Below are 16,610 nucleotides of genomic sequence, written 5' to 3'. Positions count from 1 at the left end.
CCATGAACCCAGGGGTGGGACATCACTACCGGCACCGACACCCGCAGCGGCGGGGGCACAGCCACCGGCAGCCGCACGGCCGGCCCTCGCGGACGGATGGACTCGCTCACGGGACTGCGCTGGTTCGCCGCGTTCGGGGTGTTCCTCTTCCACACCTACGGGTACGCCAAGGAAGCCCCGGCGCTGACCCTGTTCATGACGACGGGCTACGAGGGCGTGGTGTTCTTCTTCGTCCTGTCCGGTTTCGTGATGGCCTGGGTGGCCAGGCCCGAGGACACCCCGGCCCGCTACTACTGGCGCCGCCTCGCCCGCATCTGGCCGCTGCTCGCCGTCACCACGCTGGTGTTCGCCGTCCTGGAGAAGTACTGGCTGCGCCTGCCGGTCTCGACCGCGGACGTGGTGTGGACGGTGACGCTCGCGCAGGCGTGGAGCACCGACCACTTCTACAGCCTGAACATCGTCACCTGGACGCTGTCCGTCGAGGCGTTCTTCTACCTCCTCTTCCCGCTGCTCCTGCGGCTGCTGACCCGCTGCTCCGCCGGGGCGCTCCTCGCCGTCGCCGCGGTGACCCCGCTGCTCACGGCGGCCACCCAGCTGACGGCGGCGCACAGCGGCCTGGCACCGGAGACCGCCCGGCTGATCACCTCGTCGCCGCTGGCCCTGACGCCGATGTTCGTCCTCGGCATCTGCGCGGCGCTCCTGGTCCGGCACGGCCACCGGCCGCCGTTCGGCTTCGGCGGCGCGCTCGCCCTGACCGCCGCCTCACTGTTCCTCGGCTGGCTCTGGCTGCGCCACCCCGACGCGATCCCCGCGCTCACCCCGAAACCCGGCGTCCTGGACGCCCTGGTGATGCCGTCCTTCGCCCTCCTGATCACCACGGCGGCCCTGCGCGACCTCGCCGGCCGCCGCTCCCTGCTGACCACCCGGCCCCTGGTGAAGCTCGGCGAATGGTCCTTCGCCTTCTACATCTGCCACCTTGTGATGCTCCGCGTCCTGCGCCACCTCGGCTTCGGCCCCAGCCCCGGCCTGCGCGCCGACGCCCTCTCGGTCGCCCTGGCCCTGCTCACCACCCTGGCGCTGGCCGCGCTGCTCCACGAGTTCCTGGAAAAACCGGCGGAGCGGCGCTTGCGGGCGCTGCTGCGGCGGCGGACCGCACGCTGACCTTCGGAGCGGGCACAGCGAAGGGGCCGCGCCCGAGGACGGGCGCGGCCCCTCGTCACGAGGCGCGACTCACCAGGTGCCGGCCTCCGCGTACCACGTGGGAACGGGCGAGTCGACGCCCGCCGACGCGTTCCCGTAGAAGGAGAACACCCGGGTCTGGCCCTCCGCGTAGTTGTACGACACGGTGATGTCCGGGCGCCGGTCACCGTTCACGTCGCCGGCGACCGGGGTGCCCGTGCGCACCGCATACCAACTGCCCGCGCCCGAAGCGTACGAGGTGACGAATCCGTCGAACCCGCCGTCGCTCCGCGCCGAGAACAGCCTGACCTCGTTACGGCCGTCGTCGTAGCCGTACAGCACGCCGAAGTCCTCCCGGCCGTCCAGGTCGAAGTCGGCCGCGACAGGTCTGACGCGCTCCCACTCCCACCCCGTCGCGACGGTCCAGGACTTGAGGCCGGGATTCAGGGTGCCGTCCGCCTTCGCGGTGAACGTGAAGAGGGCGGACGCCCCGCTCGCGTACCCGTAGAAGCCGAGGACGTCGTCGCGGCCGTCACCGTTCGTGTCTCCCACCGCGTACCGCACGTTCTCCGAGTACCAGTCGCCCGGGTTCGACTTGAACGCGACGACGGGGACGTCGAAGGTGCCGTCGGTGCGGGCCAGGGCCTTGAAGATGCTGGTGGCGCCGCCACCGTAGTTGTAGACGAGGACGAGGTCGTCGCGGCCGTCGCCGTTCAGATCGCCGGTCATGGGCGTGCTCAGCGACCAGTTCCAGGTACCCGCCGGGAGCACCGCGCCGCGCACCGGCCTCGCCTCCCCGTTCGGCTGGGACAGGAAGGACCAGAAAGCGACGCTGTTGTCGGCGTAGCCGTAGACACCCGCCACATCGTCACGGCCGTCACCGTTGAAGTCGCCGGCGGTCCACTTGGTTCTCGCGTGGGTGAAACCGGTCGACGACCACACCTCGAGCGGGGGATTGTGGCCGCCCTCGTCGTTGGCCCTGGCCACGAACAGTCCGGTGGCGTCCCGCTGGTAGTCGTAGGCGGTGATGACGTCCGTGCGGCCGTCACCGTCGAAGTCTCCCCCGAGGTCGGTCCTCAGTTGAGCGGTACGGTCCTGCCACGCGTACTGGGCCACGTGGCCCCCCTCGGCGTTCCAGCGCACGTAGGCGGTCTGGAAGTCCGAGCGGCGGCCGCCGAGCACCGGGTACTCGGCGGCAGTCGGGAAGCCGAGACTGCCCGCGTGGCCGCCGACACTCTTCCAGAGTCCTCGGATGGCGCCGCCCACCGGCCAGGCGCCTGTCTGGGAACTCCAGTAGAAGGACAGGTTGTCTCCCGCGGTCACCCCATGCCTGAAGTTCTGATACGAGCCGGGCTTGGAGTCGGTCGCCATCTCGTCCGAGACCGGGTACCCGTAGGCGGCGACCCCGCCGAGCGCCAGATACTTGGCGTAGATGGCGCCGTGCATCTCATGCCCGCCGGTTCCCTGACTCCAGTAGACGGCGCCCGCGAGCCCGCCCCTGCTGAACGTCGAGAAGGAGCCGCCGAGTACGTTGGTCGGCCGTTCGTCGGAGGTCGGATACCCCAGCAGGCCGCCTTCGCGGCCGAGGCTGTTCCACTTGGTGTAGATGCCGCCCTGCACGGCCCAGGTCCCGGTGAACTTGCTCCAGGAGATGGTGCGGTCCGTGGTGGTGGTTCCTGGCCTGGCGAAGTTGACGTAGCGGCCGCCATCGGCCACCGCCGTGAGACCGGAGGTCGGCCTGCCGAACGCGGCCGTACCGCCGAGCGCCTTGAACTTGGCGAGGACCGGGCCGCAGATCTCGCTCTCGCCCCCCGCCACGGCCGGGAACTTCTCGCAGGTGGCCCAGGACGTTCCCGTGGTGACGAGCCTCCGGGCGGCGCCGAACGCCGACCCGCCGCTCAGCGCCCGGCCGGGGAATTCGACCGTCACGCCCTCCCCGTCCCTGGACCACAGGTCGGAGTATCCGTCGCCCTCGAAGTCGCCGCTCGTCGCGAGGTGCGGATAGGCCGCCCCGGTGAAACCACGGCCGATCGACTCCACGCGCGCGGCCGACTCCCCGTAGACGGTGAGGTCAGCCATCGTCGTCCCGCCCGACGCCGTCGATCGGCGGCTCGAGTACTGGTGAATGGTGCCCTTGCCCCGGTCGCGGGCCCAGAGTTCAGGCAGTCCGTCCTTGTTGAGGTCACCGGGTGACATGACCGTCATGTCCTGCCAGTCCGCGTTGCCCAGTGCGATCGGAGCGCCTGTCTCGTCCAGGAAGTCCGATCCCCGCTTGCCCAGGTAGAGCCAGAGGACTCCCCCTTCCTTGACCAGGAGGTCCGGGTCGTCGACGTCGGAGAGCGCACCGTCCCCGTTGTCGTCGTTGAAGCTGGGGACGGAGACGATCTCCGCACCTTGGCGCCAGTGCGCCAGGTTCTCCCCCTCGGGCGCCGACTCCTCATCGAGCACCGTCAGCCGACGCAAGCCGTCCACGCTTTCGTCCAGGGTGCCGTCACCAGCTCCTCGATAGGCCCACAGTTCGCGCACGGCCGCGTTGTCGGCGGCCGGCCTCAGGGCGATGAGGTCCTCGTACTGCTCGTTGTCGTCCCAACTGCCGCCACTCGTGATCACCGCGTCCTGGAACGACCGGCTCGAGGCGACCTGACCGGTCCCGAAGGTCCCGTCCCGGTGACCGGGGTAGGTCCAGAGCTGTCCCGTGCCCGGGTCGACGTTGACGAGGTCGACGTTCCCGTCGCCGTTCATGTCGCCAGGCCGGTCCCGCTCGGCATTCCGCGTGGGGATCAGCTGGTACGTCCTGGTGTCCGAGCGGTTGTCGGCGGCGTCCTGACTACGTACATACAGGAACTGAGGCCCTGCCCTGGGCGGCCGGAACGTGACGCTCGCCGAACCGCCCGGCTTGTTCGCCGCTACGGACCGTTCGCGCAGGTCGTCGTCGGTCCACCAGACGAACTTGGTGACGTCACCCACGCCGTTCGCCGAGAACTCGAAGACCCCGTCGGTTCTCGCCTTGTTCGTGCAGGGCTTGCCGTCCGCGCTGGGACAGGGCGCCGCCACGTCCTCCGGGAACTCCTTCGAGGACACGGCGGGCACCTTCGAGGGACGGCTCCAGTCGTACGTGAACTCACAACGGCCCGCCCAGGGACTGCTGGCCACACCGTCCCGTACGATCACGTCGTACCAGTAACTCCCCGACTTCAGCGCCGTGCCCGCCGGAATGCGCCAAGCAGCCGTGGAACCGCTGCTCACATCGACGATCCTCGACGTATATCCGCTCGCCGTCGTCGAGCCGAACCGGAACTCCGCCTTGAGCCCGTTGTCGTCGGCGTCCTTCACCTTCGCGCGCAAGGTGATGTGGTCGGTCGTGCCGATCGTGCCCCCCGCACAAGGGACCAGCGGATCGACGGTCGCGACCGGCCTGGCCGGCGGGGTGTTGAGGTAGGTCGAGACCCGCGCCGTGTCGGGGTCGAACTTCCGCCAGGAGACGTCGATCGTGTTCGTCTTCGAGGTCAGCACGAAGGCCCAGGTGCTCCACTTGGAGGACGCTGCCTTGGCGATCGCCGTGGTGACGTCGAACTCGACGAGACCCGCGGAGTCCGCCGGACAGTTCCGGCCTCCGAACGACTCCCCCGAGGAGTCGACGACCGCGCCCCAGGAGGGCTGACGGTTGTACGTGATGTCCGTCGGCAGCCTGCTGCCGACGTCACGGACCTGGATGTCACCGGACTTGCAGGACCAGGAACCGGCGTGCGTCTGCTTGATCCGCAGGGTCGACCTGATGATCTGCCTGCCCCAGGTGTTCGCCGTCGAGACCCTGAAGTACGTGTTCGCCCGGACCGTCCCACCGACCTGGGTGTCGTTCGCGGCACCCACTCGGGCGTAGTCGGAGATGGTCCCGCCGTTCCAGTACACCGTGTCGGCGGTACCGGGGTACGCCGTGTGCTTGTACGCGATCGACCAGGCGTTCTTCCAGGCGTCGGGAGCCCACACCGGGTCGACCACGACCGGATACACCGTCTTCGGGTCGTCCAGCAGGACGCGGTCCGGAATCAGCGTCAGCCGGTCGGAGTCGACCCGCACGCCGAGCGCCGACTGGCGGCCGCCTTCCGCCGCGCCTTCGAGGGTGTCCTGCAGCGATCTTCTGACGGGTTTCGCGGACTTGGGTGTTCGGGGATCGACGGCGGTGGCCGACTCGGATCCACCGGAGTCCCACATGCGCGGTCTCGGGGCGCTGAAGAGGGCGTTCCGGGCGGGCGTCCGGACCACTATCGTTCCGGCGTCGCCCCTGGCGACCTCGACACCCTGAGTCTTCAGCCCGAACTCGACCTCGGCCAGCTCGGGGTTCTTCGCCGCCGCCGCGGTCTTGATGACGAGCGCGTGGGAGAAGCCCGCCCGGTCGGCCGTGGCCGTCAGATCGACGCCCGGCAGCACCTCGGGATAGGTGGCGGTCCGGTCGTCGACCTTCGGTCTCGGCAGCGGCCCGCGCGGCCAGGTGAGAGTGAGTGCCCGACCGTCACGGAACATGGTGACGAAGGCGTTGTCCCCGCCTCCGGAGAACGTGACGCCCATCGCGGACGCCCTGGGTGCGAGGCGCCCGTCGGACTGCTCGACGAGCCGGGGATCCACCGGTACGAGCTGGGCGTCGCGGCGGACACGTACGGGCAGGATCGACCGGTCCACCCGGTAGGTGCCGTCCGGGTTCGCATACACCTCGTCGGTCTCCGTGCGGCGAGCGACGATCTCGACGGGTCTGCCGGTGCTCCGCGCCGCTTGCAACGCCTGCGCCGTCTCCCGCGCCTCGCGCTCCGTCCGGGACACGGATGTGCCGTCATCGGCCGGAGCTGAAGGACCGGCGGCCGGGGCCGCCGGTGCGAAGGACATGAGGCCGACCGTCATGGCGAGCACGGCCAGCGCCGAGAGCCCCCTCCGTACGGTCCCCCCGGGATCGGACATTCTTGGCCTGTTTGTCATGGGAGTGAATTCCGTCCCCACTATCGGTTTCCAGCTGTCAGATGTCCGATGACACGGCCGAATACCGCCTAGGCGACGAACAAGCCCCCCTGAACGCCGTGCACCGGAAATCCGGTCCGTCCGAATTGGCCGCACCGGATCCGAGCATTTTCTAGCAGATGCCGCTGACACAACACGACTGGAAAATCGGCGACTTGACGGAGTCGTGCGCCGGATCCACAGATCGACGGATCGAGCTGCGGGCTCTTGCGTACGGTACTTCCATCGCGTGATCAATGAATTCCAGGGGTGGGGGTCTACGTGACATTTCGGCGTGCACAAAATCAGCTCAGACGCCGCTCGGTGATACGGCGAGTGGGACTCACGGCGCTGCTGGCAGCAATCCTGACGACGGGCGGACAGCTTCCACCGCTCGCCCAGGCGGCCACCTCGGGAAGGCCACTGCCCGAGCTCCAGAAGGTCACGGACGTTCCCCCCGAGCCCAGGGCGAAGTCGCCCGCCGCGCCCGCGGTGCCCGAGAGCAGCCAAGCCGCTCTGCGGGGCGCGCCGTCCGTGTCCTGGCCGCAGCCCGGGACCGCTCAGGTCACGGTCCCGAAGCCGACCTCGGGCATCGTCGCCCGAACCCGGGCCCAGGACGCGGCGGCCCGGCTGGAGGTGGCCGCACCCCTCGGGGCGGCAGCCCGGGCCGGCCGACTCCCTGTCCGCATCGCCGCAGGGAACCCCGCTGCGGTCAGGGGCACCCGGACCCCGGCCGTCGACGCTCCGGCGGTGGCGGCCCAGGTGTCCGTCCTCGGCACCGAGGCCGCTCGCAGAGCCGGGGTGCGCGGTCTTCTGCTCACCGTGCGGCGCACGGACCGGAGCGGCGAACCCGCGCCCCTCTCCGTGGAACTCGACTACCGGGCCTTCGCGCACGCCTACGGTGGCGGCTGGGGATCCAGGCTCCGGTTCGCCGCGCTCCCCGCCTGCGCGCTGACGACGCCGCAGAAGCCCGGCTGCCGTGCGAGCACACCGGTACCGAGCCTCAACGACGCCGCGGCCGGCACGCTGACCGGCACCGTCGCCGCACGTCCCGCCGCTTCCGCCGCTTCCGCCGCTTCCGCCGCTTCCGCCGCCGAGGGTGTCGTCCTTGCCGTCAGCGGAGCTCCTTCCGGCCCCACCGGTACGTACAAGGCGACCTCGCTCAGCCCCACGGGCTCCTGGTCGGGCGGCGGCTCGGCGGGGGACTTCTCGTGGTCGTACCCCATGGAGATCCCGGCGTCACTGGGTGGCCCCGGCCCCTCGGTCGCGCTGGGCTATTCCTCCGGCTCCGTGGACGGCCGCACGCTCGCGACCTCGCAACAGCCGTCCTGGATCGGCGACGGCTGGGACATGGGCGACAACTTCATCGAACGCACCTACGTGCCGTGCGCCGAGGACCGCAAACCGGGCAGCCAGTTCAACAACCCCACCACACACCCGACGGGCGATCTGTGCCAGGGACCTCCGATGGTCACGATGTCGCTCAACGGCTCGTCGACCGCGCTGGTCCTGGACGACACCACGAAGAAATGGACCCCGGCACACGACGACGGGTCGAAGGTCGAGGTGCGCACCGACACCGTCAACGGTGACCATGAGAACGAGTACTGGGTCGTCACCAACACCGAGGGGGTCGAGTTCCACTTCGGCCGCAACCGGCTGCCGGGCTGGACGAACGGCAAGCCCGAGACCAACTCCGCCTTCACCGTGCCCGTCTACGGCAATCACCCGGGCGAGGACTGCCGCGCGGGCACCTTCGCCGGATCGGTCTGCGACCAGGCCTACCGCTGGAACCTCGACTACGTCGTCGACCCGCGCGGGAACGCCCTGACGTACTGGTACACCAAGGAGCGCAACCACTACGGCTCCAACGTCACCACCACGGGCACCTCCACGGCCCGGCCGTACGACCGCGGTGGTTGGCTCAATCGCGCCGCCTACGGGCTGCGCTCCGACGATGTGTTCGCGCCGGCCCCCGCCGAGGTGGTCTTCGGGGTGTCCGAGCGCTGCATCGTCGTTCCCAACGTCTTCGACTGCGCGGAATCCAAGCTCACGCCCACGGCCCCGTACGACATCACCAAGCAATGGCCCGACGTACCCGCCGATCAGATCTGTGCCGCCGCGGAGACCTGCACCGACCGCTACTCGCCGACGTTCTTCACCCGCAAGCGGCTGACGACCGTGACGACCCGGGTGCTGAAGGGCGGCACGCCGACTCCCGTCGACAGCTGGACCCTGGAGCAGGAATTCCTTCCCACCGGTGACGGCGTGGTCAAGGGCGAGTACCCGCTCTGGCTGAAGAGCATCCGGCACACCGGCCTCAACGGCGGCAGGCTCGACCTGCCGCCGGTGACGTTCGGGGGCAAGCAGCTCGACAACCGCGTCGACAACGACGACGACGGCGACCCGCCGTACAAGCGCTGGCGGATCGAGACGATCCAGACGGAAACGGGAGCTCGGACGGTCGTCAAGTACGCGCCCACCGAGTGCTCCACCATGCCCGGCAGCGTCAAGCTGCCCGCCTCCCCGGCGGCCAACACGCTCCGCTGCTTCCCCGTGGTCAAGGAGACCAACGACCGCAACGATCCCACCGGGATGAAGAAGGTCTACTCGACGGACTGGTTCCACAAGCACCGGGTGGACCAGGTCCGCGACGAGGACATCAACGGCACCTCGCCCGCCCGCGAGAGCAACTTCCAGTACGTCGGAACTCCTGCCTGGGCGTTCGACGACACGAGCGAACTCACCAATGAGCCCGCGCGGACCTGGTCGCTCTACCGCGGGTACGCGAAGGTACGGGTACTCACCGGTGTCGCGCCCGACCGACGGTCGCAGACCGAAACGCTCTACTTCCGTGGCCTCGACGGCGACCGCGCGGCCGATGGATCACGGCGTTCGGTCTCGGTGACGGACTCCGAAGGCAAGCAGGTCGCGGACCACCCCTTGCTCGCGGGGCAGGTCAGGGAGACCTTGTACTACGACGGTGAAGGTGGCGCACTGCATTCCGCCACGGTCAGCACGCCGCGGCTGGCCGGTCCCACGGCGAGCCGGAACCGGAGCGCGACCGGTGCCGTCAAGCTGGAGGCGTGGATACAGGGGCTTGCCTCGACGACGTCCCGCACGGTCCTGTCCGGCAATCGCGGTCAGCGCCGGACCGCGGTGGAGCACGCCTACGACACCGAGGGCCGGATCACCGAGACGACGAATCGCGGCGACATCGCCGACCCCTCCGACGACAGCTGTGTCCGGTACGAGTACCTCGACAACACCGCCAAGTGGTTCAAGTCGCAGCAGACCCGCACCGAGACGCTGGCGAAGGCGTGCGACGACAACACCCTCACCCGCCCCGAGGACGTCGTCTCCGACGCGAAGGTGGGGTACGACTCCTCCGGAAACGTCGTGACGACGGAGTCGCTCAAGGGCTACGCCGGTTCCACACCGCAGTACCAGCCCGGCGGCTCGTCCACCTTCGACGAGTACGGGCGCCCCACCTCCATGACCGACGTGTACGGCAAGGTCACGCGCATGGCGTACACGCCGGCCTCCGGCGCCGTCGTCACCAAGACACTGACCACCAACCCCCTCGGCCACACCGCGGCCACTGAGGTGGATCCCGGGCGTGGTCTGCCCGTCGCCCAGATCGACGCCAACGGGCGCAAGAGCGTGATGCAGTACGACCCGCTCGGCCGGCTGATCAAGGTCTGGTCGCCCGACCGTGACGCGCTGACCACCACCCCGGACGCCGAGTTCGCGTACAACGTCCGCTCCGACGGTCCCGTCGTCATCACCAACAAGCGTCTGCTGGAGGACGGCACCTACCGGGTCAGCTACGACTTCTACGACGGCGCGCTCCGGCTGCGGCAGACCCAGAACCCTGCCTGGGGCGGCGGCCAGACCGTGACCGACACGTTCTACGACAGCCTCGGCCGCGTGTGGAAGGAGAACTCGGGCTACTTCACCAGTTCCAAGATCGCGGTCAACGACATGTACCCCGCCGCCGACAACGGCGTGCCGTCGTCCACCGTGACCACGTACGACGGGCTGAGCCGGGTCATCGCCACCATCGCCCGCAAGTTCGCCATCGAGACATGGCGCACGACGACGTCGTACGGCGGCGACTGGACGGCCGTCGATCCGCCCGCCGGTGAGACCCCGACCATGGCGCTCGTGGACGCCCTCGGCCGCAAGACGGAACTGCGCCAGTACAAGGGCGCAGGACCGAACGGTGACGACTACGACAGCATCACCTACCACTACGACCGGAAGGGGAGGCTGGAGAAGGTCGCCGACCAGGTCGGGAACCAGTGGACACGGACGTACGACATCCGCGGCCGGGTCAAGACCAGCACCGACCCCGACAAGGGCGCGAGCAGCGTCGAGTACGACAAGGGCGACCGGATCGTCTCCGTCACGGACGGCGCCAAGCCGGCCCGGACCGTCGCCATGGCCTACGACGACCTCGGGCGGCTGACGGCGACGCACGACGGATCCCTCACCGGGCCCAAGCTCACCGCCCAGACGTACGACACCCTGCCCGGCGCCCTCGGCCTCCCCGTGGCCTCGACCCGCTACGTGGACGGCGCCGCGTACACGCAGGCCGTCACGGCGTACGACAGCGAGTACCGGGCCAAGGGCACCTCGATCACGATCCCCGCGGCGGAGACGGGACTCGCCGGAACGTACACGTTCTCGAGCTCGTACACCGCACGGACCGGACTGCCGCAGACCACCACCCACCCGGCGGTGGGCGGCCTGCCCTCGGAGCGGGTGTCGGTCGGGTACAACGCGCTCGACGCCATCTCCACCATGTCGGTGGCGGGCAAGACGTTCGTCGCGGCCACCGAGTACACCTCCCTCGGCGACGTGGTGCGGACCAGGGTCGACTCGATCGGCCAGCAGTTGATCTCCAGCTACCGCTTCGACGAGCAGACCCGGCGCGTCACTCGGGCCACTTACCACCAAGAGGTCGGCGCCGTCGGCACGACGCAGCTCAGCGACACCTCCACCGACTACGACGCCGTCGGCAATGTCACCCGGATCACGGAGGAGACCGGCGACAACCCGACTCCCGCCACCACCGATGTGCAGTGCTTCGCCTACGATCACCTGCGCCGCATGACCGACGCCTGGACGTCGAACGACGCGTGCACGAGTCGCCCCGGTTCGACCGGCCCGGGGTCGGCACCCCGAGTCGGCGGGCCGGACCCGTACTGGAGCTCGTACACCTTCGACGCCGTGGGCAATCGCCGCACCGAGACCAAGCACGACGCGGCGGGCGACCCGGCGAAGGACATCACCCGGGCGTACTCCTACGCCACGGGCCTGCCCACGAAGAGCCGTCTGGCCAAGGTCGTGACGACCGGGCCGCAGGGCTCGCGCGACGAGTCCTACGAGTACGACGAGGTGGGCAACACCACCTCTCGGACGATCCAGGGCAACACCCAGAGCCTGGATTGGGACATCGAAGGTCACCTGGAGAAGGTCACCGCGGGCACGAACGAGACCGCGTTCGTGTACGACGCCGGTGGCAACCGGCTGATCAAACGGGAGCCCAGCGGCACCACGCTGTACCTGCCGGGGACCGAGTTGAAGGTCGGCAAGGACGGCAAGGTCCTCAAGACCACCCGCTTCTACGGGCATCCGGCCGGCCCGAGCATGGTCAAGGTGGCGCAAGGCGGCACGATCACGACCTCGTACCTGCTGTCCGACCGCAACGGCACGGCCACGACCTCGGTCGACGCGGCCACCAAGGCGGTCACCCGTCGCAAGTTCACCCCCTTCGGCGAGGAACGCGGCCAGGCGCCCACGATGTGGCCGTCGGAGCAGGGCTACCTCGGCGGCACCAAGGACGAGTCCATCGGTCTGACGCATCTGGGGGCACGCGAGTACGACCCGTCGCTGGGGCGTTTCATCTCGGTGGACCCGCAGATGGACATCACCGAGTCCCAGACGATGAACCCGTACGCGTACGGGAACAACAGCCCGATCACCTCGGCGGACCCGTCCGGTCGGGCCTTCTGCGAGGACGAGGGCTGCTCCAGGACGGTCCAGACACAAGGCAAGACCAGCGCTCAGATCGGGGTTCCCCCCAAGAGGCAGCCCGGCAATGTGGACGAGCCGCCCGCGCCGCCCGTTTCGAGCGTCAGCGAGGACGACGTCAAGCGGGCCAGGCTGATCAAGCAGAAGTCCAAGGTCGACATCATCCTCGAGATCGCGATCGAGGTCGCCAAGGACATGAGCGGCTTCAACGACATCAAGGACTGCATCGGCGGTGATCTGTGGGCATGCGGCTCCATCGCCCTGGACGCGGCCATGCCGTTCGCGGGCAAGGCCAAGAAGGCGTTCAAGGCCCTGAAGACCGCGTGGAAGATGTACCACCGCTGGGAGGGCGAGGTCCGGTGGGCCACCCGGATGCTCCGCCGGGCGGACGACGACGCCAAGGCCATGGCGAAGTACGCCGACGACATGGCCGCCTGGAAGAAGGAGGCGGACGCGGCCAAGGCCGCCGCGAAGAAGGCGGACGAGGCGGCGGCCGACGCCGCCAAGAAAGCCGACGGAAGCGGCGGGGACGCACCGAGCTGCCCGACCAGGAACAGCTTCACCCCTGACACGAAGGTCCTCCTCGCCGATGGCTCGGCCAAGGAGATCAAGGACCTGAAGCCCGGGGACAAGGTCCTGGCCACGAACGAGAAGACGGGCGAGACGGCCGCCAAGGACGTCGCCGCGACGATCATCGGTGAGGGCGAAAAGCACCTCGTCAGGATCACCGTCGACACGGACGGCCCCAAGGGCGACCGCACGGCCCCCATCACGGCCACCGACGGCCACCCCTTCTGGGTTCCCGCCCTCCGCAAGTGGGTCGACGCGAAGCACCTGCGCCCAGGCCAGTGGCTCCGCACGAGCGCGGGCACCCACGTACAGATCACCGCGGTTCGGGCGTGGACGCAGCCGGCGAGCGTGCGCAACCTCACGGTGGCGGAATTCCATACGTACTATGTGCTGGCAGGCACCGCGCCGGTCCTGGTCCACAATTGTGGCGGCCAGGTGGAATACGGTGGCAATGAACTCAGCCAGGCCGTCATACAGGAACGACTGAAGACGGGCAACAAGTCCAATAACTTTGCGGCGGTGAGGTATACCGACGCAGACGGAGTTTCACAGATTGCGGTCGCAGTCTCCTCGAAGGGCCTGGGCAACCATGCAGAGCGTAAATTGCTCAGAGAGTACGGGGACTCGATCACTGAAGCCTATTCAGAATTCCAGCCGTGCACTGGGACGAATAAGTGCCGCAGTAGGCTAGCCGAGGCTGGCATACCAACGACTTGGACTTGGGGTTGGACCACCTCAGCCGAGGGCGCTGCCGCAAGGTCTGCCAAGGGTAAAGCGGTGACTTCGATGTTCAGGGATGCCCTATCGGGAAACTGGTAAGGTAGTTCCAATACTGTGGTTGGCCCGTCGCCCATCTGGGCGGCGGGCCAACCGCGTAACTATGAGAATGGAGACGGGCGTCGATGGCTAACCATCACTATTCAATCGAATATGTCGCACGCGTGAGGAACTCCGCTGCGCGCGAGTACCTCTCTTCGGTCGGGCTACCTGTCGAGCATGTCCTTTTTTCTGCTTCGGAAGCCGCTGGTGGTGGCGGCACCGAGAACACTGAGGGTCGCGACCTTCTGAAATTGGGATCTGGCGGGGATGGCGATGACGCGTACTGCGTTGACTGCGAAACGGGAGAGGTGCTCTACCGTGGCAGCGGTGATCCGTCTCTATTTTCTGTGAGTTCATCACCGCAGAAGCTGTCTGAATGCTTGAACGTATTTGAGGTTGAAACCGCTCGATCCGCAGGCGAAGACGATCCGGAAATCCTGGAAGAGCTTGCCGATCTGCTGGGAAGGTCACTCGGGGAGATCGATCCGTTGACCCTACAGGACGATCCAGGGTTTTGGCGTTCAATTCTCTTTGATGTGGCAATTGGTGACTATGCGGATGATGAATCGTAAACTCCTTAGTCCGAGCCGAGCACTGCCTCTTCTGAAGCATTGCTTACGGCCTACGAGGCCTGGATCTCCTTCGAGGCCGCATACCAGACGTCTGGAAAGAAGGTCGACCGTGTGCGTAACGAGCGAGAGACCCTGAAGGCTTCCCTACGCCGGGCCATCGACATTCTGATACACGCCAGGAGCGAGTAGCGGACTAGGTCTCCTCACCCTCTGGCGGTCGCCACGACTCGTTCAGAGCCTATGGAGGGGTCTCACCGGAATGGCATCTGGTGAGACCCCGGGCCCTGGCGGTCCGTCCGGCGGCTAGGCCGCGTCGAGTGCCGCGGCTCTCGCACCCCGCCCGCGCCACGTGACTCTCGCCACCACCCCCCGGTCCCCCACCACCGCCCCGCAGCCACGACAATGGCGGGGTGATCAACGGGAACGGGAACAGTGGTGGTCCGAAGCGGGGCGCCGAGGCCACGACGCCGTATGTCGATCTCACGCGGGCCCAGTGGAGCGCGCTGCGGGACAAGACGCCGCTGCCCCTCACCGCCGAGGAGGTCGAGCGGCTCCAGGGCCTCGGCGACGTCATCGACCTCGACGAGGTGCGCGACATCTATCTGCCGCTGTCCCGGCTGCTCAACCTGTACGTGCGGGCCACCAGCGAGCTGCGCGGCGCGCTCAACACCTTCCTCGGCGAGAAGGCCGAGCAGCGCGGCACGCCCTTCGTCATAGGGGTCGCCGGATCCGTCGCCGTGGGCAAGTCGACCGTCGCCCGGCTGCTCCAGGCGCTGCTCGCCCGCTGGCCCGAGCACCCCCGGGTGGAGCGGATCACCACCGACGGGTTCCTCTACCCGATGGCCGAGCTCAAGGAGCGCGGGCTCGTCTCCCGCAAGGGCTTCCCCGAGTCGTACGACCGGCGCGCCCTGACCCGGTTCGTCGCCGACATCAAGGCGGGCAAGGACGAGGTCACCGCCCCCGTCTACTCCCACCTCATCTACGACCGGGTCCCCGGCGAGCGGCTCGTGGTGCGCCGCCCCGACATCCTGATCGTCGAGGGCCTCAACGTCCTCCAGCCCGCGCTGCCCGGCCAGGACGGCCGCACCCGGGTCGGGCTCGCCGACTACTTCGACTTCTCGGTGTACGTGGACGCCCGCGCCGAGGACATCGAGACCTGGTACCTCAACCGCTTCCGCAAGCTCCGCGAGACCGCGTTCCAGAACCCGTCCTCGTACTTCCAGCGCTGGACGCAGGTCTCCGAGGAGGAGGCCGTCGAGTACGCCCGTACCGTCTGGCGCACCGTCAACAAGGTCAACCTCCTGGAGAACGTGGCCCCGACCCGGGGCCGGGCCACCCTCGTCGTCCGCAAGGGGCCCGACCACAAGGTGCAGCGGCTCAGCCTGCGCAAGCTCTGAGACCCCGTCGCGACCCGGGCTCCGTAAGCTCTGGGGAATGCTGCACCTGCGACTCATCGTCCCCGCCGACCGCACCGACACGGCCGTCGACCTCATCGAGCGGACCGTCGGCACCACCCATCTGGTCGTGCTCAGGGGCGCCGCCCGCGACCCGGCCGGGGACGTGGTGCTGTGCGACGTGGCCCGCGAGGCGGGTCAGGAACTCATCCGCGCGCTGCGCGAGTTGAAGATCGACCAGGACGGCTCGATCGCCGTCGAGAACATCGACCTGTCGCTCTCGAACCGGGCCACCGCCGCCGAGGAGGAGGCCCCCGGCGAGGGCGCCGACGCGGTGATCTGGGAGCAGCTGACCGACGCCACCCACGAGGAGTCGACGCTCACCATCACCTACAGCGCCTTCATGATCCTGGCGACGATGATCGCCGCCTGCGGTGTCGTCCTCGACAACGCCATCCTGATCGTGGGCGCCATGGCCGTCGGCCCCGAGTTCGGCCCGCTCGCCGGGATCTGCACCGGCATCGTGCGCCGCTCGCCCCGGCTGTTGCTGCGCTCGCTGATCGCGCTGCTCGTCGGCTTCGCCGCGGCGATCGTCGCGACCACCCTGTTCAGCCTGCTGATGGACGGTCTCGACCTGTTCAGCGTCGACCAGTTGGACGGCAAGCGACCCAACACCAGCTTCATCTGGCAGCCGGACCCGTTCTCCTTCGTCGTCGCGCTGCTCGCGGGCGCCGCCGGCACCCTCTCGCTCACCTCGACCAAGTCCGGCGCCCTGATCGGCGTCGCGATCTCCGTCACCACCGTGCCCGCCGCCGCCAACGCCGCCGTCGCCCTCTCCTACGGGCAGTACGGCCAGATGTGGGGCTCCGTCGAGCAGTTGCTGCTCAACCTGCTCGGCATCGTCCTCGCGGGCACCCTCACGCTGTACGGCCAGGTCCTGCTGTGGCGCACCCACCGCGGCCGGTGGACCCGCAAGCGCCGCAAGAACGCGGCTGCCTGAGCACCCGTCGGCGGAGCGCACCGCCCGAACATGCCACGGCCCCCGCACCCG

At 68.6% G+C, this 16,610-nt stretch carries 6 protein-coding genes; 5 read left to right on the top strand and 1 reads right to left on the bottom strand.

Annotated features, from left to right (window positions below; translation table 11 throughout):
• Positions 1-96: 96 nt before the first annotated feature.
• Positions 97-1,161, top strand: a complete 1,065-nt coding sequence (locus ACIPXM_RS02870; RefSeq protein WP_401651193.1) for an acyltransferase family protein — start codon at positions 97-99, stop codon at positions 1,159-1,161.
• Positions 1,162-1,230: 69 nt separating this feature from the next.
• On the opposite strand, the gene ACIPXM_RS02865 is transcribed toward ACIPXM_RS02870, so the two are convergent.
• Positions 1,231-6,057 carry an FG-GAP-like repeat-containing protein gene (locus ACIPXM_RS02865; protein ID WP_401651190.1) on the bottom strand — a complete coding sequence of 1,609 codons (4,827 nt, stop codon included), beginning with the start codon at positions 6,055-6,057 and terminating at the stop codon, positions 1,231-1,233.
• 444 nt (positions 6,058-6,501) lie between these two features.
• On the opposite strand from ACIPXM_RS02865, the gene ACIPXM_RS02860 reads away from it, so the two are divergent.
• From ACIPXM_RS02860 to ACIPXM_RS02845, 4 genes are all read left to right on the top strand, one after another.
• A complete protein-coding gene (locus ACIPXM_RS02860; RefSeq protein ID WP_401651187.1) occupies positions 6,502-13,593 on the top strand; it encodes a polymorphic toxin-type HINT domain-containing protein in 7,092 nt (2,363 codons plus the stop codon).
• Positions 13,594-13,676: 83 nt separating this feature from the next.
• Positions 13,677-14,165, top strand: a complete 489-nt coding sequence (locus tag ACIPXM_RS02855) for an SUKH-4 family immunity protein (protein WP_401651184.1) — start codon at positions 13,677-13,679, stop codon at positions 14,163-14,165.
• 413 nt (positions 14,166-14,578) lie between these two features.
• Positions 14,579-15,562 (top strand): type I pantothenate kinase, encoded by a 984-nt coding sequence (coaA, locus tag ACIPXM_RS02850; RefSeq protein WP_401652464.1) that lies wholly within the window; start codon positions 14,579-14,581, stop codon positions 15,560-15,562.
• 37 nt (positions 15,563-15,599) lie between these two features.
• Positions 15,600-16,559: a DUF389 domain-containing protein gene (locus ACIPXM_RS02845; RefSeq protein WP_401651181.1), complete on the top strand. Its 960-nt coding sequence runs from the start codon at positions 15,600-15,602 to the stop codon at positions 16,557-16,559.
• Positions 16,560-16,610: the final 51 nt, after the last annotated feature.

This window comes from Streptomyces sp. NPDC090025, assembly GCF_044748125.1.
Lineage (GTDB): Bacteria > Actinomycetota > Actinomycetes > Streptomycetales > Streptomycetaceae > Streptomyces.
This window is presented reverse-complemented; position numbering and strand designations above follow the sequence as displayed.